General features: G+C 69.0%; 21 protein-coding genes, 1 tRNA gene and 6 pseudogenes. 12 read left to right on the top strand and 16 right to left on the bottom strand.

The annotated features are described in order from the left end of the window. The first annotated feature begins 132 nt into the window (after positions 1-132). Both JSY13_RS08240 and JSY13_RS08235 read left to right on the top strand, forming a co-directional pair. Entirely contained in the window at positions 133-1,200 is a 1,068-nt protein-coding gene (locus JSY13_RS08240) for a Glu/Leu/Phe/Val dehydrogenase family protein (RefSeq protein ID WP_259606235.1), read from the top strand. A gap of 98 nt (positions 1,201-1,298) precedes the next feature. Then, positions 1,299-2,249 (top strand): NUDIX domain-containing protein, encoded by a 951-nt coding sequence (locus tag JSY13_RS08235; protein WP_259606234.1) that lies wholly within the window; start codon positions 1,299-1,301, stop codon positions 2,247-2,249. 197 nt (positions 2,250-2,446) lie between these two features. Here the strand turns inward: JSY13_RS08235 and JSY13_RS08230 are convergent, their stop codons facing one another. The 3 genes and pseudogenes from JSY13_RS08230 to JSY13_RS08220 form a co-directional block, all read right to left on the bottom strand. Further along, positions 2,447-4,219, bottom strand: a complete 1,773-nt coding sequence (locus tag JSY13_RS08230) for an HNH endonuclease signature motif containing protein (RefSeq protein ID WP_259606233.1) — start codon at positions 4,217-4,219, stop codon at positions 2,447-2,449. Between the two features lie 43 nt (positions 4,220-4,262). Beyond that, the gene (locus JSY13_RS08225; RefSeq protein WP_259608168.1) at positions 4,263-4,652 is read right to left on the bottom strand and encodes an RNA-binding S4 domain-containing protein; all 390 of its coding nucleotides are present in this window, start codon (positions 4,650-4,652) and stop codon (positions 4,263-4,265) included. Positions 4,653-4,832: 180 nt separating this feature from the next. Next, a pseudogene (locus JSY13_RS08220) lies at positions 4,833-5,195 on the bottom strand (GNAT family N-acetyltransferase); the annotation flags it as partial. 235 nt (positions 5,196-5,430) lie between these two features. On the opposite strand from JSY13_RS08220, the gene JSY13_RS08215 reads away from it, so the two are divergent. Continuing rightward, positions 5,431-5,507, top strand: a tRNA-Pro gene (locus JSY13_RS08215). Here the strand turns inward: JSY13_RS08215 and JSY13_RS08210 are convergent. Next, a complete protein-coding gene (locus JSY13_RS08210) occupies positions 5,470-5,823 on the bottom strand; it encodes a hypothetical protein (protein ID WP_259606232.1) in 354 nt (117 codons plus the stop codon). The genes JSY13_RS08215 and JSY13_RS08210 overlap by 38 nt on opposite strands. 68 nt (positions 5,824-5,891) lie before the next feature. On the opposite strand from JSY13_RS08210, the pseudogene JSY13_RS08205 reads away from it, so the two are divergent. Continuing rightward, positions 5,892-6,158: pseudogene (locus JSY13_RS08205) on the top strand (transposase); the annotation flags it as partial. A 6-nt stretch (positions 6,159-6,164) separates the two neighbouring features. Here JSY13_RS08205 and JSY13_RS12720 read toward each other — a convergent pair. Further along, positions 6,165-6,527 carry an IS30 family transposase gene (locus JSY13_RS12720; RefSeq protein ID WP_432806398.1) on the bottom strand — a complete coding sequence of 121 codons (363 nt, stop codon included), beginning with the start codon at positions 6,525-6,527 and terminating at the stop codon, positions 6,165-6,167. A gap of 58 nt (positions 6,528-6,585) precedes the next feature. Beyond that, positions 6,586-7,221, bottom strand: a pseudogene (locus JSY13_RS12715) (IS30 family transposase); the annotation flags it as partial. Here JSY13_RS12715 and JSY13_RS12710 point away from each other — a divergent pair. After that, the gene (locus JSY13_RS12710; protein ID WP_432806397.1) at positions 7,134-7,376 is read left to right on the top strand and encodes a hypothetical protein; all 243 of its coding nucleotides are present in this window, start codon (positions 7,134-7,136) and stop codon (positions 7,374-7,376) included. The pseudogene JSY13_RS12715 and the gene JSY13_RS12710 overlap by 88 nt on opposite strands. 31 nt (positions 7,377-7,407) lie before the next feature. Here the strand turns inward: JSY13_RS12710 and JSY13_RS08195 are convergent. Beyond that, positions 7,408-8,372: pseudogene (locus tag JSY13_RS08195) on the bottom strand (IS481 family transposase). A gap of 177 nt (positions 8,373-8,549) precedes the next feature. Here JSY13_RS08195 and JSY13_RS08190 point away from each other — a divergent pair. From JSY13_RS08190 to JSY13_RS08165, 6 genes are all read left to right on the top strand, one after another. Next, positions 8,550-9,068: an Asp23/Gls24 family envelope stress response protein gene (locus tag JSY13_RS08190; RefSeq protein ID WP_259608167.1), complete on the top strand. Its 519-nt coding sequence runs from the start codon at positions 8,550-8,552 to the stop codon at positions 9,066-9,068. Next, positions 9,065-9,256: a DUF2273 domain-containing protein gene (locus JSY13_RS08185; protein ID WP_259606231.1), complete on the top strand. Its 192-nt coding sequence runs from the start codon at positions 9,065-9,067 to the stop codon at positions 9,254-9,256. Before JSY13_RS08190 ends, JSY13_RS08185 begins: the two co-directional genes overlap by 4 nt. Continuing rightward, positions 9,253-9,627, top strand: a complete 375-nt coding sequence (locus JSY13_RS08180; protein ID WP_259606230.1) for an NTP pyrophosphohydrolase — start codon at positions 9,253-9,255, stop codon at positions 9,625-9,627. Before JSY13_RS08185 ends, JSY13_RS08180 begins: the two co-directional genes overlap by 4 nt. Then, positions 9,628-10,212: a DNA/RNA endonuclease G gene (locus JSY13_RS08175; RefSeq protein ID WP_259608258.1), complete on the top strand. Its 585-nt coding sequence runs from the start codon at positions 9,628-9,630 to the stop codon at positions 10,210-10,212. It abuts the gene before it with no gap. A 137-nt stretch (positions 10,213-10,349) separates the two neighbouring features. Beyond that, positions 10,350-10,622, top strand: coding sequence for a hypothetical protein (locus JSY13_RS08170; protein WP_259606229.1), 273 nt, complete (start codon positions 10,350-10,352; stop codon positions 10,620-10,622). 248 nt (positions 10,623-10,870) lie between these two features. Next, positions 10,871-11,071, top strand: coding sequence for a hypothetical protein (locus tag JSY13_RS08165; RefSeq protein ID WP_259606228.1), 201 nt, complete (start codon positions 10,871-10,873; stop codon positions 11,069-11,071). Here JSY13_RS08165 and JSY13_RS08160 read toward each other — a convergent pair. Next, positions 11,068-11,316: a hypothetical protein gene (locus tag JSY13_RS08160; RefSeq protein WP_259606227.1), complete on the bottom strand. Its 249-nt coding sequence runs from the start codon at positions 11,314-11,316 to the stop codon at positions 11,068-11,070. The two genes, JSY13_RS08165 and JSY13_RS08160, sit on opposite strands and share 4 nt — an antisense overlap. Positions 11,317-11,376: 60 nt before the next feature. Next, positions 11,377-12,772, bottom strand: a pseudogene (locus tag JSY13_RS08155) (IS3 family transposase). Positions 12,773-13,074: 302 nt separating this feature from the next. On the opposite strand from JSY13_RS08155, the gene JSY13_RS08150 reads away from it, so the two are divergent. Beyond that, complete coding sequence (locus JSY13_RS08150; protein ID WP_259606226.1) at positions 13,075-15,462, top strand: DEAD/DEAH box helicase; 2,388 nt, start codon at positions 13,075-13,077, stop codon at positions 15,460-15,462. A 7-nt stretch (positions 15,463-15,469) separates the two neighbouring features. Here JSY13_RS08150 and JSY13_RS08145 read toward each other — a convergent pair whose 3' ends face one another. From JSY13_RS08145 to JSY13_RS08115, 7 genes and pseudogenes are all read right to left on the bottom strand, one after another. Next, positions 15,470-15,877 (bottom strand): helix-turn-helix domain-containing protein, encoded by a 408-nt coding sequence (locus JSY13_RS08145; RefSeq protein ID WP_259606225.1) that lies wholly within the window; start codon positions 15,875-15,877, stop codon positions 15,470-15,472. Between the two features lie 168 nt (positions 15,878-16,045). Further along, entirely contained in the window at positions 16,046-16,336 is a 291-nt protein-coding gene (locus tag JSY13_RS08140; RefSeq protein ID WP_259606224.1) for a hypothetical protein, read from the bottom strand. A 100-nt stretch (positions 16,337-16,436) separates the two neighbouring features. Further along, positions 16,437-17,108 (bottom strand): annotated as a pseudogene (locus JSY13_RS12705) (RNA polymerase sigma factor); the annotation flags it as partial. Next, the gene (locus JSY13_RS08130; protein ID WP_259606222.1) at positions 17,105-17,494 is read right to left on the bottom strand and encodes a YciI family protein; all 390 of its coding nucleotides are present in this window, start codon (positions 17,492-17,494) and stop codon (positions 17,105-17,107) included. The gene JSY13_RS08130 and the pseudogene JSY13_RS12705, both read right to left, overlap by 4 nt. Before the next feature lie 206 nt (positions 17,495-17,700). After that, a complete protein-coding gene (locus tag JSY13_RS08125) occupies positions 17,701-18,465 on the bottom strand; it encodes a CPBP family glutamic-type intramembrane protease (protein WP_259606221.1) in 765 nt (254 codons plus the stop codon). 75 nt (positions 18,466-18,540) lie between these two features. Further along, complete coding sequence (locus JSY13_RS08120) at positions 18,541-18,939, bottom strand: VOC family protein (RefSeq protein WP_259606220.1); 399 nt, start codon at positions 18,937-18,939, stop codon at positions 18,541-18,543. 45 nt (positions 18,940-18,984) lie between these two features. Beyond that, complete coding sequence (locus JSY13_RS08115; RefSeq protein WP_259606219.1) at positions 18,985-19,296, bottom strand: YciI family protein; 312 nt, start codon at positions 19,294-19,296, stop codon at positions 18,985-18,987. Positions 19,297-19,438 lie beyond the last annotated feature (142 nt).

Below are 19,438 nucleotides of genomic sequence, written 5' to 3'. Positions count from 1 at the left end.
GACGGGCCCTGAGCCTGTCGAACGGTCCCTGAGCCTGTCGAAGGGTCCCTCCGCGCGCGATAATGGATGCGGATGCCGCAACACCGCGGCATCCGCAGCGCACGCCCACAAGGCCCGCCGAAAGAGGACGCGATGACGCACCACACCCTGCCCCTGCCTGATTTCACGCACGAACGGGTGGAGGTGATCACCGGGTCTCGGAGCGGCCTGTTCATCGCCGTCGCGCTGCACTCGTCCGTGCTGGGCTCCGCTCTCGGCGGTGCGCGGCTCTGGACGTATCCGCACTGGAGCGACGCGCTGGGCGACGCGCTGCGGTTGTCCGCCGCGATGACGCTCAAGAACGCGGCGGCGGGGCTGGACGCCGGCGGCGGCAAGTCCGTGATCGGCTTGCCGGAGGGAACCGTGCTCGACGCCGACCGGCGGCGCGCCGCCTTCCTCGACCTCGGTGACGCCGTGGAACTGCTCGGTGGTCTCTACCGCACCGCGGAGGACGTCGGCTCGACCACGGAGGACATGCTCGTGGTCAGCGAGCGCACGGCACACGTCGTGGGCCTTCCGTCGACGGTCGGCGGGTCGGGCGAGCCGGCCGGGCCGACCAGTCTCGGTGTGTACTCCTCCATGCAGGCGGTGTTCGAGCGCATCGCCGGATCCGCGTCGCCTGCGGGCCGCCGGGTGACGATCTCCGGCCTGGGCCAGGTGGGCGGGCGGCTCGCGAAGCGCCTCGCCGACGAGGGCGCGGTGCTCACCGTCACAGATGTGAACCCCGCCAAGAAGGAGCTGGCGGAGGCGATCGGGGCCACCTGGGTCGAGCCCGGCACCGAGCACCTCGTGCCCGCCGACGTCTTCGTGCCGGCCGGGATCGGCGGGGTGCTCACCGACGAGGTCATCGACGCGCTCGACGTGAAGGCGGTGTGCGGTCCGGCGAACAACCCGCTTGCCGATCACTCGGGAGCGGACCGCCTGGCGGCGCGCGGCATCCTGTACGCGCCCGACTTCGTCGTCAACGCGGGAGGCGTGATCTACCTGGACCTGGAGGCCAAGCACCTCGGCAGCACGGAGGAGATCATGGCGCGCGTCGCGGGCATCGGTGACACGGTGCGCCGGATTCTGGACGACGCGGAGACTCGCGGCATCACCCCGCTCGCCGCGGCGGAGGAGCTGGCGGCGGCGCGGCTGAACGCCGGGGTCGCCGCGCGCTGACGATCGCGGTCGGCTGCAGGTGCGTCCGGGCGCGAACTGATGCGCGGCGTCCGATCCGGACGGCGGCACGGGCGCCGCGGCTGTGAAAGGCTGGAGAGGTGACGATCGTTCCTCCCCAGCCCGGTGAGCCGCGGCGCCCGGAAGGGCCGCGGGACAGCGGCGACGCCTGGGTGGTCGCGCCGTCGGGGGAGCGGTACTGGGGGCGGTACGGCGCGGCGGGCCTGCTGGCGGTCGACCCGGAGCGCGGCGTGCTGCTGCAGCACCGCGTCGGGTGGAGCCATTACGGGGGGACCTGGGCGCTGCCCGGGGGTGCACTGCACGAGGGGGAGTCCGCGCTGCACGGCGCTGTGCGAGAGGCGCAGGAGGAGGCCGGCATCCCGGACGAGGCGGTGCGGCCCTGGTTCGCGAGCGTGTTCGATCTCGGGTACTGGTCGTACACGACGGTGGTCGGGGAGGTGCTGGAGCCGTTCGAGCCGGTGATCAGCGACCCGGAGAGCCTCGCGCTGGAATGGGTTCCCGTCGGCGAGGTGACGGAGCGGCCGCTTCATCCCGGGTTCGCGGATGCCTGGGCTCGGCTGCGTCCGCTGCTCGAGGTGCGGCCGGCGATCGTGGTGGATGCTGCGAACGTCGTCGGATCGGTTCCGGACGGGTGGTGGAAGGATCGAGCCGGCGCAGCCACGCGGCTGCGCGAGCGTCTGCGCCGGTGGACGCACGCCGGAGTGACGGGGGCCGCGCTCGGCCTGGACGCGGAGCGGTGGTACCCCGAGGTGTCCCTCGTCGTCGAGGGCGCCGCACGGGGCATGGATGACGGTGCCGGGGCGGCTTCGAGCGGTCGTCCGGATGGTGGGCTCGCCGGGGGCGCTGCTGTCCGTGTGGTGCGTGCCGACGGACACGGCGATGACGCGATCTTGCGCGAGGCTGTGGCGCGACGCGACGCCGGGCGCCGCGTGACGGGCGTCACCAGCGACCGGGAACTGCGGGGGCGTCTCGAGGCCGCCGGGGTGCCGGTGATGCCGGCCGGGTGGTTGCTCGACCAGTTGCCGGACTGACGGTCCTTTCAACCATGAGGCGTTCGCAATCGTGCGGACGCGGGCATGTTCGGACGTGGGCACGTTCGGACGCGGGCGTGATCGGACGGCTTGCTCGACACGGCTTGCTCGACAGGGCTTGCTCGGACGCGCGGCATGTTCGGAGCCGGCCTGCTCAGACGCGGGCACGCTCAGAGCCCTGGACTGGAGGTGGCCGTTCAGAAGGGTGCGGGCTCTCGTTCCGGTGCGGGTCGCCAGTGATCGGGCCGCTGGCGCGCGGGATCGGATTCAAGGACTGGATCTGAACGTCGGTCTGGATCTGGACCCGGGTCGGCATCCGGACCCGGATCGGGGTTGGGGGTGAAGAGGACCCGTGCTCGGGGTCGGTCGGTGTGGGTGCGGCCGAGGGGGCTGGTCCATTCCAGAGTGCCATCAGGAAGCTGGCGGACGGCCCAGCGGATGTGGTCAGGCAGATCGGGGTGCTTGATGGTGTGGTGGGTCAGGCAGAGGTGGCTGAGGTTGCCGATCGCGGTGGGTCCGCCTTTGGCGTGATCGTGGTTATGGTCGATCTGGCAGCGGTGGGCGGGCATGCGGCAGCCGGGGAAGCGGCAGTGTTGGTCGCGCGCGCGGAGGAACCGTCGCATGGGCTCGGTCGGTGTGTAGGTGTCGGTGTGGGTGGTGAGGCCGGTGGGCGAGAGGAAGAGTCGGGTCCATCCGGTGGTGCGGCCGGCGAGGGCGCGGGCGGTGTCGGGGTGGAGGGGGCCGTGGCCGTCGAGTTCGGCGGGGTGGTCGTCGTCGCCGTGGAGGGTGGTGGCGTTGATGGTGACCTGGATGCGGGCGGTGATGGCGTCCAGAGCAGTGCCCCGGGCCTGGGCCGGATCCGTGGTCAGGAGGAGGTCGGCGAGCAGGTCCGCGCGGATCTGATCCAGCGTGCGCGTCTCCTCGACCGTGGGCGATTCGGCGGGGAGAAGCGGTGCGGGGTCGGCGGAGAGGATCTGTTCCCAGATCCGCGTCCATTCCTTCTCATCGATCCCGCCGTCGTCCTCGTCTTCACCGTCGTCATCGACGTCGTCGTTGTCGGAAAGAAGCGATCCTTCGTCGTGCTCACCATCAACCTCGTCGAGTTGGCGGCGGAAAGCGTCGACGGCTGCCCAGTCCTCGGCGGTGAGGGCATGCTCGTCCTCGTGCGCGTCCAGGAGGGCGATGCCAAGGTCGGGATCGAGCGGTCCCGGCCGCCCGGTCCCCGCCGCCGCACCGGCTCCGGCCGCTGCGGTGGTCCCTGCACCCGCCCCGGCTCGTGCGGTTCCCGCCGCCTTGGTGGTTCTGGTGGGTTTGTGGGTGCGGAGGAGGTGGCGGCCCATCTGGGTGAGGCGGTCCATGATGCCGGCGGCGAGGTGTTCGGGCAGGACGGCGGTGAGCAGGGCGAGGCCGTCGCCGACGGAGCGGATGGTGACGGTGCGTTCGGCGCGGGCTTTGCTGTGCCGTTCGGTCACGGTCTGCCCGGCCAGGGACGCGGCGACCTGCCGGGCGTGCGCGCGGGTGCGGGCGGGGCTGTCCTGTTCGGCCACCACCAGCACCGCCGCCTCGTACAGGGCCAGGGTGCCCGGGGCGACCGCGCCGTGCCCGATCGCCTCGTGCACCGCACCGGCGCAGCGCACGATCTCCCGCACATGCCCGATCGTGACCCGCCCATCCTGGAGCGCTTCACGTACGGCGGGGAAGTCCTCCGCCAGCGCCCACGCGTCCGTGAACGCGTACTCCACGCTGCCCTTGGAAAGCCGACCGGCGGCGGAGTACTCCGCGACCATCGACCGCCAGATCCCGTCCCGATGCACCGGCGACCGGGCCGCATCGGTCTCCATCACCCGCATCCGCTCCGCGAGCAGCCCCGCCGCCCGCGCCTCCAGCGCCGCGATCTCGGCCCGGGTCCGCACCCACTCATCCAGCAGCGCCGTCCGCCGCTCGAAGTCCAGAGGATCCGTCCCTGCCATGAACCCATACTAGAACACAACTACGAAAGAAGCAACAGAATAGTTAGAAGAAATCTTCGCTTGTGGGGTAGGAGTCGCGGCCGCGCAGACGGTCGATCTCCCGGCGCTCGCGCTTCGTGGGCCGACCCGCACCGCGATCACGCACGGCGACCAGAGCGACAGGTTCCCGTGGTGGGGTGCGGTCCTCGTACGCCGTGACGGCGACCGGGGCCCCGACCCGCTTCGACAGCGTCTGCCGCACGACGAGGAGCCGATCGAAGCCCGAGATGCGGACGCGTACTTCGTCGCCCGGTCGGACGGTCTGTGCTGCCTTCGTCCGTTCCCCGTTGACCCGGACGTGCCCCGCTCGGCAGGCGGTGGTCGCCGCCGATCGGGTCTTGTAGATGCGGATCGCCCACAGCCAGCTGTCCACTCGGACCGGCTTGTCGTTCATCGGCGGGCTCACGTTCGCGCAACATCCGTCCATCGTAGGCGCGGGATGCGGGTGAAGTCCGGCGTCATCCCTGAGATTGAGGGTCACGAGGACGCGCCCCCGCGTCAACGGAGCACCCTGATGGAAGCCCTGCGCGAGGAACGTCGAGAGCGTGCCGTGGAAGAGATCGTTGGAGCGGTGCTCGCCCTCGGAAGTGTCGACGGGATACGCCTCGATGAGGCGGGCGCCGGACTCGCGCGCATAGTCGATCGCCGCGCGGAGCAGTTCGGTGTTGAGCCCCTTGCCGCGATGATCTCGGCGCACCACGAAGCAGGTGACCGACCAGACGCCGGGGTCGCCGAAAGGTTCGGTCGTGGCCGCCGCGATCGCCCGGGTGCGAGGAATGCGCCGTTGCCGGTCGCGCGGTCCGATGCGGATCCAGCCCGCTGCCTCTCCGTCGACGTACGCGACCAGGCCGGGCGCGGGTCCGGCGGCGATCTCGTCGTGGAACATCGCGCGCCGTTCGTCGACGTTCGTGGCGTTCCAGTCCTTGTTCGTCAGCATCGGCCACATGCACTGGCAGCTGCGTCCGTCGCCGCCGCCGGTGAGCGAGTGCTGAATGTCGTCCCAGCGCTCGATGGTGGCCTTCTCAGTCGTGATCCTCGACATGTCAGCACGCTACGCGGTGCCTCCGACTTCGGGCAACGATCCGGCGCCACGCCCGTCCGTCCGCGGTTCGCGGGGCTCTGCCTGGTGGGCTACGATAGGGGAGTTGCCCGCGCGAGAGCGCGGTCGTCCACGGGCTGTGGCGCAGCTTGGTAGCGCACTTGACTGGGGGTCAAGGGGTCGCAGGTTCAAATCCTGTCAGCCCGACCAGGTGAGGCTTACTGCAAATACCGACCCTATGGGCCGGGTTTGGAGGAGCTTCCAGGGTCAACGAAGTAAGGGAGTCGCCCATGTGGGCGGCTCCCTTCTTCTTCGTCTGGTAGTGCTTGGCCCAGGAGGCCTGGGCGAGGTCGTGCAGGCGGCCAGGCGGTGCTCCGATGGTGCTGGCGTGGTAGATCGTCTGGACGGTGAACAGGTCTCCGAGCGGGTCTTCGAGGTCGTGGTCGATGATCTCGTCGTGGTCGATGAAGATGTGCTTGAAGATGGCCTGGTTGAGGCGTCGGCGGACTTCGTCGCTGGCGTTCATGTACAGCTCGTAGGGGGTGAGTCGCCCCGGCATGTCCGGAGACTGGATTCCTTGGAAGGATCAGTCTCATGGGACGTCCCAGTAAATACCCGGTCGAGTTGCGCGAGCGCGCCGTCCGGATGGTCGCGGAGGTGCGACCGGACCACGACAGCGAGTACCAGGCGATCAGTCACGTCGCCAAGCTCCTCGGCGTTGGCTCGCCGGAGACGGTGCGGCAGTGGATCCGGCGGATGCAGGTCGACACCGGCGCTCGGCTGGGCGTGACGAGCGAGGCGCAGGAGGAGATCAAGCGTCTCAAGCGCGAGGTCGCGGAGTTGCGGCGGGCGAATGAGATGGCGGATTCAACCGGTCAACGCAATGGGAGCTGTGAACTTCTCCGATGGTGTCAGATAGCCGAGCGTCTTGCGTGGTCGTCCGTTGAGCGAGTCCTGGATCGCGGTCAGGTCCGCGCGGGTGACGATGCTCAGATCGGTGATCGTCGGAAGGTATTGACGTAGCAACCCGTTGGTGTTCACATTGCTGCCCCGCTGCCACGGGGAGTGCGGGTCGCAGAAGTAGATCGGGATCCCGGTTGTGGCTGTGAACTTGAGGTGCTTGGCCATCTCCGCGCCCTGATCCCAGGTGATCGTCCGCGCCAGCGACGACGGGAGCGCGGTGATCGCTTCGCGCATCCGCGGCCTCCACCTTGTCTGCACTCTTCCCATCAGGCAAATGCAGCAGGAGCGTGAGGCGGGTGCTGCGTTCGACGAGGATTCCGACGGCGCTACGGCTGTTCTCACCAAGGATGAGATCGCCTTCCCAATGCCCGGGAACGGCACGGTCCTCGTCCTCAGCGGGGCGCTCGCTGATCATGACCATCCCTGGCAGACGGCCGCGCCGATCCGTTGCCGTTCGCGCCTTCCTGGCCGTGCGTCCCGATCTCAGGCAGCGGGCGAGTTCTCGGCGCAGTTGCCCGCGTCCCTGTACGAACAGGGACTGATAGATCGTCTCGTGGCTCACGTGCATCTCCGGGTCGTCGGGATGCTCCAACCGTAGGCGGGCAGCGATCTCCTGCGGCGACCACAGCTGCTTCAACTGCGCTGTCACGGTCTCGAGCAACCGGCCACCGTCAAGCTTGAACGGCTTCGGCCTGCGGGCCTGCTCCCGGGCGTCCTCATGCGCCCGCCACGCCGAGTACTCCTCGCGTCCGCCGCCCCGCTTGACCTCGCGGCTGACCGTCGACACCGCCCGCCCGAGGCTGCGCGCGATCGCAGTGAGCGTGTCACCGCGGGCGAGACCACGAGTATCTCCTCGCGATCGAAGACCGGGTGATGACCCTCGCGCGGCTCCCAGCCGAACGGTTTCCCGTCGAGGTGACGCCCTTCCCGCGCCATGCGGCCGACCATCGGCGCCGTGCACCCGATCTCGCGAGCGATGTCGATGAGTCCCCATCCCTTCGAGTGGAGACGGAGCGCGAGCTGCTTCTGCTCACGACTGCGATGACCATGCTTGCCCTGCAACCGATGCCTCCTGAGATCAATGTCTACTTCATCTCACAGCACCCATTGCGTTGACCGGTATGATCCGCCTAGATGTACCGGGTCATCACGTTGGTGCCAGTCGGGTGATCGGCGGGTGGCCTCCGAGGGCTGAGTGGCGCCGTCCAGTGTTGTAGTGCTCGAGCCAGGGTGCAAGCGCTGCGGTGCGGTCTGTGTTGGTGAGGAAGACGTGCCGGTAGGCCCATTCGGTCTGCAGGGTGCGGTTGAAGCGTTCGACCTTGCCGTTCTGCCAGGGGCAGTGCGGCTTGATGAACTTCTGCCGGATCCCGTGCGCGGCGCAGACCTCGCGCAGCGAGAACCTGTAGGCCCAGGCGTTGTCGGTGATGAGCCGCTCGATGCGGGGGATGCCGTGGGCGGCAAAGTAGGCGATCGCGCGTTCCAGGAACGCCGCGCAGGTGGCTCCCTTCTCGTCGGGCAGGACCTCCGAGTACGCGAGCCGGGAGTGATCGTCGACGAGTGAGTGGACATAGTCGTACCCGACCTTCGTGTTCCGGTCTCGCAGGATGGATCCGCTGGCGCGGCCGTGTGCTTTCCAGCCGCCGCCGTCGGGATCTTGCCGAGCTTCTTCACGTCCATGTGGACCAGCTCGCCGGCCCGGTCCCGCTCGTAACGGACCGCGGTGGTCTTCGACGCGCGGATCACCTCCCCCGTGATCGGATCCAGTGCCCGCAGCGGCGGGACGCCGTGACGGGCGAGGATGCGCGAGACCGTCCGAGCCGACATGCCCAGTCGCGCGGCGATCTCCTCACGCCCGATGCGTTCCCTCTGGCGCAGCTCGAGCACTGCCTCCTCGCGCCCGGGACTCGTACGCGTCGGGCTGGTGTGCGGACGCGAGGAACGGTCGACCAGCCCAGCCTCGCCCTCGGCGCGGTAACGCTCGATCCAGCGCTTCACGCAACGACGTGAGACTCCCATCGCCGCGGCGATGTGCGCCTGCTTCCAGCCGGCTCGGGCACGTTCAATGATCAACCGCCTGCCATGAACGGTCAGACGGGCGTTAGCGTGGGCCATGGGACCTCCGTGTGCTTCGTGAAGACGTCAGATATCTCCACTAAGCCCGGAGGTCCTCCCCATTCACAATCCCAACGAGGGGACCAACCTCATGGCCGGGTACACCTAGAGCGTTGTCCTTCGCTCGTCGGATGGTGCGGTCCTGTGCCGCGCTACGTGATTGTGGAGGTAGTTCAGATGGCTACGAATGAGACGAACACGGCAGCTTCTGCTGAGGGGGCCGTTCCGGATACTCCTGCGGCCAAGGCGCCGGGCTCTGCGTCGCGAGTTGACCGCGCACCTTCGGCTGCGCGGGTCCCTGACGGGGCCGGGGCCGAGTCGGCGGGGCGTACGACGATCGCGGACGGGGTCGTGGCGAAGGTCGCCGGTATCGCTGCCCGTGAGGTGTCGGGTGTGCACGCGCTGGGCGGCGGGGGAGCTCGCGCGCTGGGCGCGATCCGCGATGCGGTGAACGCAACGGACTTCACGCAGGGTGTGAAGGTCGAGGTCGGCGAGACGCAGGCTGCTGCGGACATCACGATCGTGGTGGACTACCCGGCGCCGATCCAGGACGTCGCGGAGAACGTCCGTCAGGCTGTGACCGATGCGATCACTCGACTGGTCGGTCTGCAGGTCGTCGAGGTGAACATCGACGTGAACGACGTGCACCTGCCCAGCGACGACGCTGACGACGACAGCGAGTCCCGCGTCTCATGAGCACCACGCTGACCGGCGCCCTCGTCGGCGCAGTGCTCGCCTTCGCGGCGTTGACCTTCGGATTCTGGGGATTCCTGCTGGTCGCGCTGCTGATGGGTATCGGTGCCCTGGCCGGGCGAGTGGTGTCCGGTCAGCTGGATCTCCGCGCCCTGGCCGGGGTGTTCACGGGGAGGCGCGTCTCGTCATGAGCACGCTGACCGTTGAGGCACCGGCCGGAGCCGCCCCCGCGGTTCGGGGATCGGTGCACGTGCGGGAGCGGGTGATCGAGAAGGTCGTTCGCGAGGCATCGGCGGTCACGATCGGCGTGCCACGGGCAGACGTGGATGTTGAGGTGTCCGAGTGGGGCGGTGGTCTCGCCGTGCGTGTAGCGGCGAAGCTGCCGATCCCGGACCTCGACGACACGGAGGCCATCCGTGCTGCGCCGACGGTGATCGAGCGGCTCCGGCAGATGCAGACGGTGCTCGGTGTCGAGCTCGGTCGGTTGACCGGGCGCGATATTCGACGGGTGTCGTTCACCGTGACGGGTGCGACGGTTCCGGAGCGAAGGAGGGTGAGGTAGATGACGAACACCGTGATGACGCGCGTGGTGCGCCGCGAGATGCATTCTCCGCGCACAGTGGTGACGGTGGTCGTGCTCGGCCTCGTCGTGGTCGCCGCTGTTTATGCCGGTGTCGAGATCGTCCTGCACCTGGTGGGGGCGGCCCCGTTGCTGGCGGCGCCGGGTGCGGCGCTCGCGTGGGTAGCGGAGCTGCCCGCAGCGGAACCGCGCGCGGCGGTCATCGCCGGGGCCGTGGCGGTCGCGATCGTCGGGCTCGTCCTGTTGTGGTTCGCGGTCACCCCGGGGCGCCGCCCCAAGCATGCCCTGGGTGTCACGGGGCACGCGGTGATCGTGGACAACGGGGTGATCGCCTCGGCGGTCGCCGAGCGGGTGCGGCGTGAACTCGATGTTCCGAAAGGGGCGGTGGTCGTGGGGATCGGTCATCGCACCGCGGATGTGACGGTTCGCCCGGAGCCCGGGCAGGTGATCGATTGGGCCCGTGTTCGTTCGATCGCGGGGGAGGAACTGAACGGGTACGCGCCCGAGCCGCGGTTGAAGGTGCGGGCACGGGTGCTGCCGCCCGCGGGGAGGGACGAGACGTCATGAACGCGACAAATCGAGGAACGAACCGGGCCATCCTTCTCCTCACCGGGCTGATACTTCTCGCCGCCGGTGCGTGTACGGTCCTCGCATCGGCGTGGCCGGTCGCAGCCCAGGCCTGGGAGGCGTGGGCAGGTGATGCGGTGTCCTGGATGCAGGATGCGGATGAATCCTCCCGCCTCTCCGACGCGACGACCGTGAGCTGGCTCACGATGGGCGTGCTGGCCGTGCTGCTGGTCATCGCGGTGGGAGCGGTGGCGGTGATCGCCCGGTTGGGTGGCGGTCAAAGCAGCGTGGTGATCCGTGAGGAGAGCGGCGAGGGTGCGCAGGGAGCGGTGGTGATCCGGCAGGGCTTCGCCTCCGATGCCATCACCCATTCGCTCGCCTCCCGGGGGAGATCCTCACGTCGCGCGTGAGCGCGAGCAGGGTGCGTGGCGAAGACGTGCTGCATGTCCGTGTCACGCCGAGGCAGAACACCTCACCGGTCGATGTCGCCGAAGCGGTGGCCCGGCTGGTCGACAACCTGGCGAGGCTTACCGGCCGTGAGACCCCGACGCTCATCTCGATCCACTCGGGCGTCCGAGCCCGTCTCGCAGCCGACCAGCCGCGAGTCAACTGACACTCCCTCGGGAGAGAAAGGAGTAACGCGATAGGCAAGAACATTGTGATTCTCGCGGTGATCGTCACCGCCGCCTATCTGGTCGGTGTGGAATCGGCGAAGTCGCGGGGGAAGAACTACGAGGACCTGCGTCACCAGATCGAGCACCTGTGGACGAGTCCGGACGCGAAGAAGGCGAGGCGGCGGATGCGGAAGAACCTGCGGAAGTCGATGGGGAAAGCACGCAATAACGTCCTCGGCAGTTAGCTGACGACCCGCCGCATGGCACGCACCCGGTCAAGATGCGGCAGCGTCGGCCACGTCTCGATCTCGCCCGACGCGCGGTCGACCACGATCCACGGGGCGCCGATCTCGACAAGCCCGCGCCGCTCGTCGTCGACGACCCGTTGCGGCGTCACGAGGAGCGCGCCGTCGTCTTCCCAGCCGTCACGAGCGAAGGGCTCGCCGAAGTGCTCGGCGGCGACCCGCAGCGCTTGCTCGAACGTCAGCATCAGGTGTTCTCTCGGCGTCGATGTGACCGGAAAGTGTCAAGGCGGGTGAGACAGATTCCGTCAGGCGGTCTGTATGAGGGCCTCCTGTGAGGGCTGGTTGATCCAGGCGGCCTCGGGCAGCTTGGGCGCCTGGGGTCGGCGGTGGCCGAAGCGCTCGGGACGGGCGGCGTAGGCCGCGTCCAGGGTGGCCTGGCGCTGGGCGCGGACCTGCCCGGCGGTGCCGAAGTGGACGCTGGCGGGGGTGTGCAGCCCGATCCCGCAGTGGCGGTGCTCGTGGTTGTAGTAGGCGAAGAACTGCTCGGCGAACGCGCCGGCGTCGGCCAGGGACCCGAAGCGCTCGGGGAAGACCGGGGCGTACTTCAGCGTCTTGAACGCCGCCTCGCTGTAAGGGTTGTCGTTCGACACGTGCGGGCGGGAGTGCGACCTGGCCACCCCGAGGTCGACGAGCAGCTGAGCGACCGGTTTGGAGGTCATCAGGTCCCGCGGTCGGCGTGGATCGCCTCCGGCACGCCATGGATGCCCATGGCGTGCTCGAGCAGGTTCTTGGCGATCTCGGCGTCCTCGCGGGCCGCGATGGTCCAGCCCACGACGAACCTGGAGAAGATGTCGAGCACGACGTACAGGTCGTAGTACACGCCCCGCTCCGGCCCCTTGAGCTTTGTGATGTCCCAACTCCACACCTGCCCCGGCGCCGTCGCGACGAGCTCGGGCCGGGTCCGGGGCGGGTGGCTCGCCTGCCGGCGCCGTTCCCCGGCCATGTCGTGCTCGCGCAGGATCCGGTGCATCGTGGACATCGAGCACAGGTAGGTGCCCTCGTCCAGCAGCGTGGCCCAGACCTGGGCGACCGACTTGTCCGCGAACCGCTGGCTGGTCAACACGGCCAGCACGTGGGCCCGCTCGGCGGCGGACAGCTTGTTCGCCGGTGCCGGCCGCGGTGTCCGTGGACGTGGCGGTGGCGGGTTCTTGGCCCGGTAGTGACTGGCGCGGGAGCGACCCAGCAGCGCGCACGCAGCCGCGGTGCCGACGTGCTCGGCCAGCCCGTCGACGGCCGGGTTGATCACCGCGGCGACCGCGGCGGCTTGTCCGCGCTCTCGGAGAGCGTCTCCAAGAGCGCGTGTGCTTTTCCCATCAGGTCCAGCGCCGCCCTGGTCTTGGCCAGCTCGGCCTCGGCCTTCTCCGCCCGGGCCCGTAGCGCCTGCAGCTCCCGCTCGCGCCGGTCCCGCGGCTTGCTGCCCAGCCCGGACAGCGAGCCGGCGGCCGCGGCCTTGCGCCACTCGATGATGTGGGAGGTGTACAGGCCCTCCCGGCGCAGGATCTCCCCACGCCCAGAGCGGTCCGCGGCGTCGTACTCGGCCAGGATCGCCGCTTTGAACTCGGCGGTGAACGTCCGCCTCTTGGGCCGGTCAGCACGAGGAGCCATAGCCCCATCATCGGTGCCGACGTCAGCAACCGTCATCGTCATCTCAGTATTGGTCCGTTCTCGCCCCGTGCAGTGCGAAGGTCAGCAGTGCTGGTGTCTCACCCCATCCTGACGCACAGGGGGACGCCGACCGAAGGCGCAGGCAACCACTGGTGGTACCGTCTTGAGCCCGATGACCTCTACGCGCATCAGCTCCCGAACGTGATCTCGTCCCGGATCACGAAGCCCGCACCATGGTGACGAGCGCTAACATGGGGTCATACCACCCGGCGCCTCTGGCGCCGGGTCTTTTCTTTGCGCATCACCGACGGTCCGGGGCGCTCGGTACCCTGGGAGCCGTGCGCCGTCCGGAGACCACCGCTGAGATCGATACCCTGCGGACACGGATCGCGAGACTGGAGCGGGAACTTGCAGAAGCCCGCGAACAGCTGAGGGAGCTTCAGCGAGAGGAGCCGGTCGGCGCGCGCCCTCGCTCCGATCTGCTTCCTACCGTCACGGCGGCCTCGTCGAGCGCCGAGAAGCTCGCCTTGTTCCGAGCGCGCTTCACCGGCAGGAACGACGTCTACGCAACGCGCTGGACCAGCGCGCGCACGGGGACGTTCGGCTGGAGCCCTGCCGTGCGCGGCGGCTTCTACACCGGCTCCGAGACCGCTGCTGACTACCTGCCACTCGATGAGCGCACGATCGAACGGCATCTGCGGGGCGCGGCTGCTCATGGGGAGCGCGAGTTCCATATCGGTCTCTACCCGATGCTCGAAGGCGACCAGTGCAGGCTTCTCGTCTGCGATTTCGACGACGCAGAGTGGCGGCACGATGCCGCGGCCTTCGTCGCAGAGTGCGAGCAGGTTGGGATCCACGCGCTCACCGAGGTCTCCCGTTCCGGCGAAGGCGCGCATGTCTGGATCTTCTTCGAGGACGTGCTCCCCGCCATGACGGCTCGCGCAGCGGGGATGCGGCTCCTGCGCGCTGCGATGACACGCAGGCCGGCGATGGACTTCCGCAGCTACGACCGCTTCTTTCCCTCGCAGGACACGCTGCCCGAACGATCCTCAGGGCGGGCGCGCCTGGGCAACCTCATCGCGTTGCCCTTGCAAGGCGACTGCCGCCGACGCGGGACGACCGTGTTCGTCGACCCCGACACATGGCGTCCGCACGAGGACCAATTCGCGGCACTCGCGTCGACGACGCCCGTCTCCGCAGAACGAATCAGGGAACTTGGAGCGACGAGCCACGCAGAGGCGCGCGTGGGGCCCGCCGAGTCGTTGGCCACCAGGCCACGGCGAGCGAGCATCCGAGCGGCCGCGCGCGGAACCGCGCATAGGTCGCTGAAGCTTCGCCGCGATGCTCTGCTGCACGTCCCGACGGCACACCTTGCGGGCATCGTGATCACCGAGCTCAAGCACATGGCATCGGTGCCCAACCCCGAGTTCTATCGGAGGCAAGCACAGCGGTTCAGCACCTTCGGGACGCCACGCCTGGTCACCAGCTTCGAGCACGACGAGCACGAGCTGCGGCTACCACGGGGGCTTACCGACGAAACCGTGGCGCTCCTCGCGGATGCGGGATTCCAGGCAGCGATCGAGGCAACAGCGACGGCACAGACACGTCTGGAGCTGACATTCACGGGGCAGCTGCGAGAGAAGCAACAGGAAGCCGTCGACGCGCTCCTCGCACATGACACCGGAGTGCTCGTTGCACCGCCCGGGGCGGGCAAGACGGTCATGGCCTGCGCGCTCATCGCCGAGCGCGCCAGGCCGACGGCGATCCTCGTGAACCGGGCCGAACTGCTCACACAGTGGCGTGAGCGTCTACAGCAGTTCCTCGGCCTCACCGACAAGCAGATCGGACAGCTGGGAGCCGGGCGTCGGAAGCGGCGAGGTGTCGTGGACCTGATCATGATGCAGTCCGTCTCGCACCGGAACGCCGACCCTGCGGTGCTGGAAGAGTACGGGCAGATCATCGTCGACGAGTGCCATGCCGTCGCCGCTCCCGCGACCGAGGCCGCCCTGCGCAATGTCAGCGCACGCTACTGGGTCGGGCTGACAGCGACCCCCTACCGTGCCGATCAGATGAACGGCCTGATCACGATGCAGTGCGGGCCGGTGCGGCACGTGCTCGACTCTCAGGAGCGAGCGGAGCGCAAGCTGATCGTCCACGAGACGACCTTCCGCACGGACGAGCCCGGGACAGACGGGCCGTCTATCCAAGCGATCTACTCGGAGCTCGCCGCCGATCCCGAGCGCAACGCGATGATCGCCCGGCACGTCAATGAAGCGGTCGCCCAGGGGCGGACGTGCCTCGTCCTGACGAACAGGCTCGAGCATATCGACGCGCTCGCAGATGCATTGAAGGGATGCGCGGCGCCAGTGGTCGGGCTCCATGGGCGCCTCCCCACCGCGGAACGCCGAAGCATTAGAGCGTCTCTCAACGAGATGGAAGCACGGCAGCAGCCATACGTGCTCCTCGCCATCGACAAGGTCGCCGGCGAAGGGCTCGATCTCCCGGCGCTCAACACGCTGTTCCTGGGAGTTCCGGTCTCCTCCAAGGGGCGAGTGATCCAGCAGATCGGACGCATCACCCGCGGGCATGATGCCAGTCACCTCCCCGCCACCGTTCATGACTACCGCGACATGTACGTACCGCTTCTGGAGCGCATGTACTCGCGACGACGGCGCATCATGGCGAAGGAGGGCTTCGTGACGGCGGGGCCCTCCGAAGAGGAGTAGGTGTCGTTCATCGACGAGGACGCAGTACCCGTCTGATCGTGGATTCGCTCACTCCGTACATCTCCATCAGCTCGCGTCGGGTCGCCCCGCTGGCGAACAGACGCCGAGCCTCGGCCTTCTGCTCCTCGCTCAGGGCTGCGCGCTTCGACTTGGCGGTGAGGTCGAACCCTGCGCGCCGGAGCGTGTCGCGGACGGTGTTGCGGCGCACGTTGTACCGCTTGGCAAGCTCATACGTGGATGCTCCGGCCTCATAGTCATCGATGATGAGCCTCACGACCGATCGATGCAGTGCGTTTTGCTGGGGGAGTGGTCGGTCATCCGCTTCCCGCGTCGAGCCTCGCGCAGTGGCCAGGAGTTCGGCCAGTTCCGCGGTTTTCCGCGCTTGTTGGCAGTAGTTTCGCAGCAGCCCGACCATTGAGGGCCGGATCTCGCACGAGTTTCCGGTCCTTCTAGCGTCCGCCGCCATGCCGCTTCCCGGGGCTCGCAGACCCGAGCGCCCGGTCTGGTGTCGGGTGCGTAACGCTGAGTCGCTGGTGACATGTAGCCGCGAATCGGCTCGCCGAAGCTCGGCCCGGAAAAGGGCTCAGACCTGCTCGGTCAGCTCCTGTAGTCTCCGCGCCAGGAACCCCCGATCGAGCTCGTTGTCCGCGAACTCCCATGCCCGGGCGAACTCGGCCCGGGCATCCGCGTTCCGGCCGAGGCGGTGCAGCAGCTCGCCGCGGGCCGCGTGCAGGTGGTGGTAGCCGTCGAGGTCGAGCGTGTCGAGCATCGACAGCCCGGCATCCGCCGACTCCGCCTCTGCCACGGCGATCGCCTTGTTCAGCGTCACGATGTCGGAGTCCAGCACCTGCTGCAGATCGGTGTACAGCGACACCACACGCGACCAGTCGACCCGGTCGCGCGCGTGCTCGGCCGCGATCTGCGCCTGGATGATGTACGGCGTCCGGATGCCGGTCGACCCCGTGGAAGAGCATCAGGGCGAGCAGGCCGTGGATGCGGCACGAGTCGGGCAGCAGCGCGCTCATCACCCGTGCCAGCCAGATCGCCTGGTCCGCCAGCTCGGCGCGCCCCGCATACCCGGCGTTGAAGATGAGGTAGATCACGGTGAGGACGGCATCCACCCGCGTGTCGAGGTCCGCCGGGCGCGGCATCGCGAACGGGATGCCGGCGTCACGGATCTTGGCCTTCGCGCGGGTCAGCCGGCGCTTCATCGTCTCCTCCGGCACCAGGAACGCCCGCGCGATCTCGACCGTGCTCATGCCGATCAGCGACCGCAGCACGAGCGCCACCTGCGCCTCGCGCGACAGCGCCGGGTGACAGCAGGCGAAGATCAACTCCAGCCGGCCGTCCGGGATGGCCGTGGCCGCCCCGGCATCCGTCCCCGGGTTGCCGACCGCCGATGGCAGGGACTCGTCGAGCCCGACGTCCACGCGCTTGTCCCGCCGCAGCGCGTCGATCGCCTTGCGGCGCCCGGTGGTGCGCAGCCAGGCACGCGGGCTCTCCGGCACACCGTCCCTCGGCCACGCCCGTGCCGCCGCCTCGAAGGCCTCCTGCGCGGCCTCTTCGGCGACGTGGATGTCACGGAAGAGGCCGCACAGGTAGGCGACGAGCTGGCTCCACTCGTCGCGGAAGATCGTCTCGATCAACCGGTCCGCTCCACGACCGGGCGGATCTCGATGGCGCCACCCTCCGACGCGGCCGGGATGCGGCGCGCGATCTCCATGGCCGCGTCGAGGTCGGGCACGTCGACCAGATAGAACCCGCCGAGATACTCCTTGCTCTCCACGAACGGCCCGTCGGTCACGAGCTCGCGCCCGTCCTGGATGCGGACCGTGGTCGCGCTCTGCGGCAGCTGCAGCTGCTCGCGGCCGACGGTCGCGGCGTCCATCCCCACCGCCGCATACCGGCTCATGACCTCGGCCACCTCGGCCTCGCTCCGGGTGCTCCAGGCGTCCGGGGTGTCGTAGATCAGCAGTGCGTACTTCATCTTCTCTCCGTTCTCTCGGACGATCCCGCCGTCGATGGACGTCACCGTCGACGCTCGTCACAGTGTTGACGGACGGGATGCCCGGATGGGGACACCGGCGCCGGAATCCGCTGCGGATCCACTATGGCGCCGGCACGGCCTCACCGGCCAGGAGCTGTTCCGCCTCTCGACGAGGCCGGCGGACATCAGCGAGCGGTCGAGCGACAGGCTGCCGTGCGATGGCATCGACGGCTCCTCGCAGCGGAGTGCGTTCAACGCTCCGCCGCGCCGAGGAACAGCGCGACGAAGGCCAGCAGGTTGACCGTGACGTGCACGACGACGGCGGTCGCCGTCTTGCGCTGCACGCCGGCGAGCGCCACGAGAGGCACGGTGAACACGAGGATGGTGAGGACGGCCTGCGGCTGCCACAGGTGATACAGGCTGAACAGCCCGGCCTCGGCGATGCCGCCGATCATCCACCCGCCCGGCATCAGCGGAAGGAGGCGGCCGCGGAAGTACACCTCCTCGATCACGGGTCCAACGATGACCTGCGTGATCAGCCAGAGAACCACGGTGGTGCCGACCACGAGGGGTGGATGCTCCGCGAGTGCGCTCGGACCGGCGGTGAACCATCCCGGCAACCAGGACAGCACGGCGTCGTGGATGATCGGCTCCAGCCAGACCACGGCCCCGGGCGCCAGCAGCGCCGCCACCAGAGCCGCGAGAAGCACCGGCAGGTCCTCCCGGCCGATCCGCCCCAGAGGGAGGACGGTCACGCCGGTCGCGGCCGCGCGGCGCTGCAGCCGTCGACCCAGCCAGACCTCGAGGGGCAGGATCACCAGCACGGTGCCGAAGAGCAGCGCCCACACAGGTGGCAGGCCCGCGGTCTGCAGCGCAGGAGCGGTGAGGAGGAAGAAGAGCAGCAGCGCCGCGCCCGGCGCGAGGTGCAGCAGCACGGCGGCCGGCCAGGACAGCAGGCGAGGACGCTCGCCGGCGCCGGCTACGCGGCCGGCGGCGGGCAGAGGAGTGGCGTTCACGACATTCGACCTTCACCTTCGGAGCCCTCCTTCCGGGTGCCGCCGGGCGGCACCCGGAAGGAGGGCGGGTCGGGATCAGCTCCAGAGCCCGACCGGGTTCCCGTCCGGGTCGCTGACGATCGCGATGCGCCCGTAGTCGCCGGGCAGGTCCATCGGTGGGAGGTACACCGTCGACCCGAGCTCCTGCGCCCGGGCGACCGTGTCCTCCAGCGAGTCGGTGCGCATGTAGATCTTCACGGCCGCGTCTTCCGGACTCGTCTTGGGCCCGATGCCGCCGCCGACGCCGTTCTCTCCGACGCCGTTCTCTCCGACGCCGTTCTCTCCGACGCCGTTCTCTCCGGCGCCGGTGTCGACGAGGCCGTAGCCGTCCTCATCGACCTGGATGCGCCAGCCGAACAGGTCCGAGTAGAACGACCGGAGCCGCGCCGGGTCGTCGCTGACGATCTCGAAGAAGTTCACGGGATGGTTCGACATTGCTCTTCCTTTCGATATGCGGATGATGCGAGGGGGACGCCGGGGTCAGTGGACCGGGCGCGGATCGACCGCGACCGGGAACGGCAGCAGCAGCCAGTCGACCGTGCCGACGTCGTCGAGATACGCCGGGTCGTGGTCCCGCAGGCGCTCCAGCTCGTCCTCCGAGTCGGCCTGCACGACGCACATCCCCCAGCTGCCGTCGGGGTCGGCCACCGGCGAGTAGATCAGCACCCGCCCCTGCTCGAACGGCTCCCGCCAGTACTCGATGTGGCGCTGCATGGTCGCCATCTCGGCATCCGACATCGTCTGGGCGAAGTCGGGGCGATGCGCCCGCAGGCGGTACAGATACCAGGACATCTCCGCTTCCTTTCGCGTGAGTTCCGGCAAGGTGGGCGTCGTCGGCCGCCGGAACCCAGTAGACGCCGGCGTCCGTTAAGCGATCGTTAGCGGTTTCGGCACGCCGGCCCCCGTCGGGCGCCGGGTCGCGGCATCCGCTCGC

The organism is Microbacterium neungamense (genome assembly GCF_024971095.1).
GTDB classification, from domain to species: domain Bacteria; phylum Actinomycetota; class Actinomycetes; order Actinomycetales; family Microbacteriaceae; genus Microbacterium; species Microbacterium neungamense.
The sequence above is the reverse complement of the archived record's forward strand: the minus strand, read 5'-3'. Positions and strand labels throughout refer to the sequence as shown.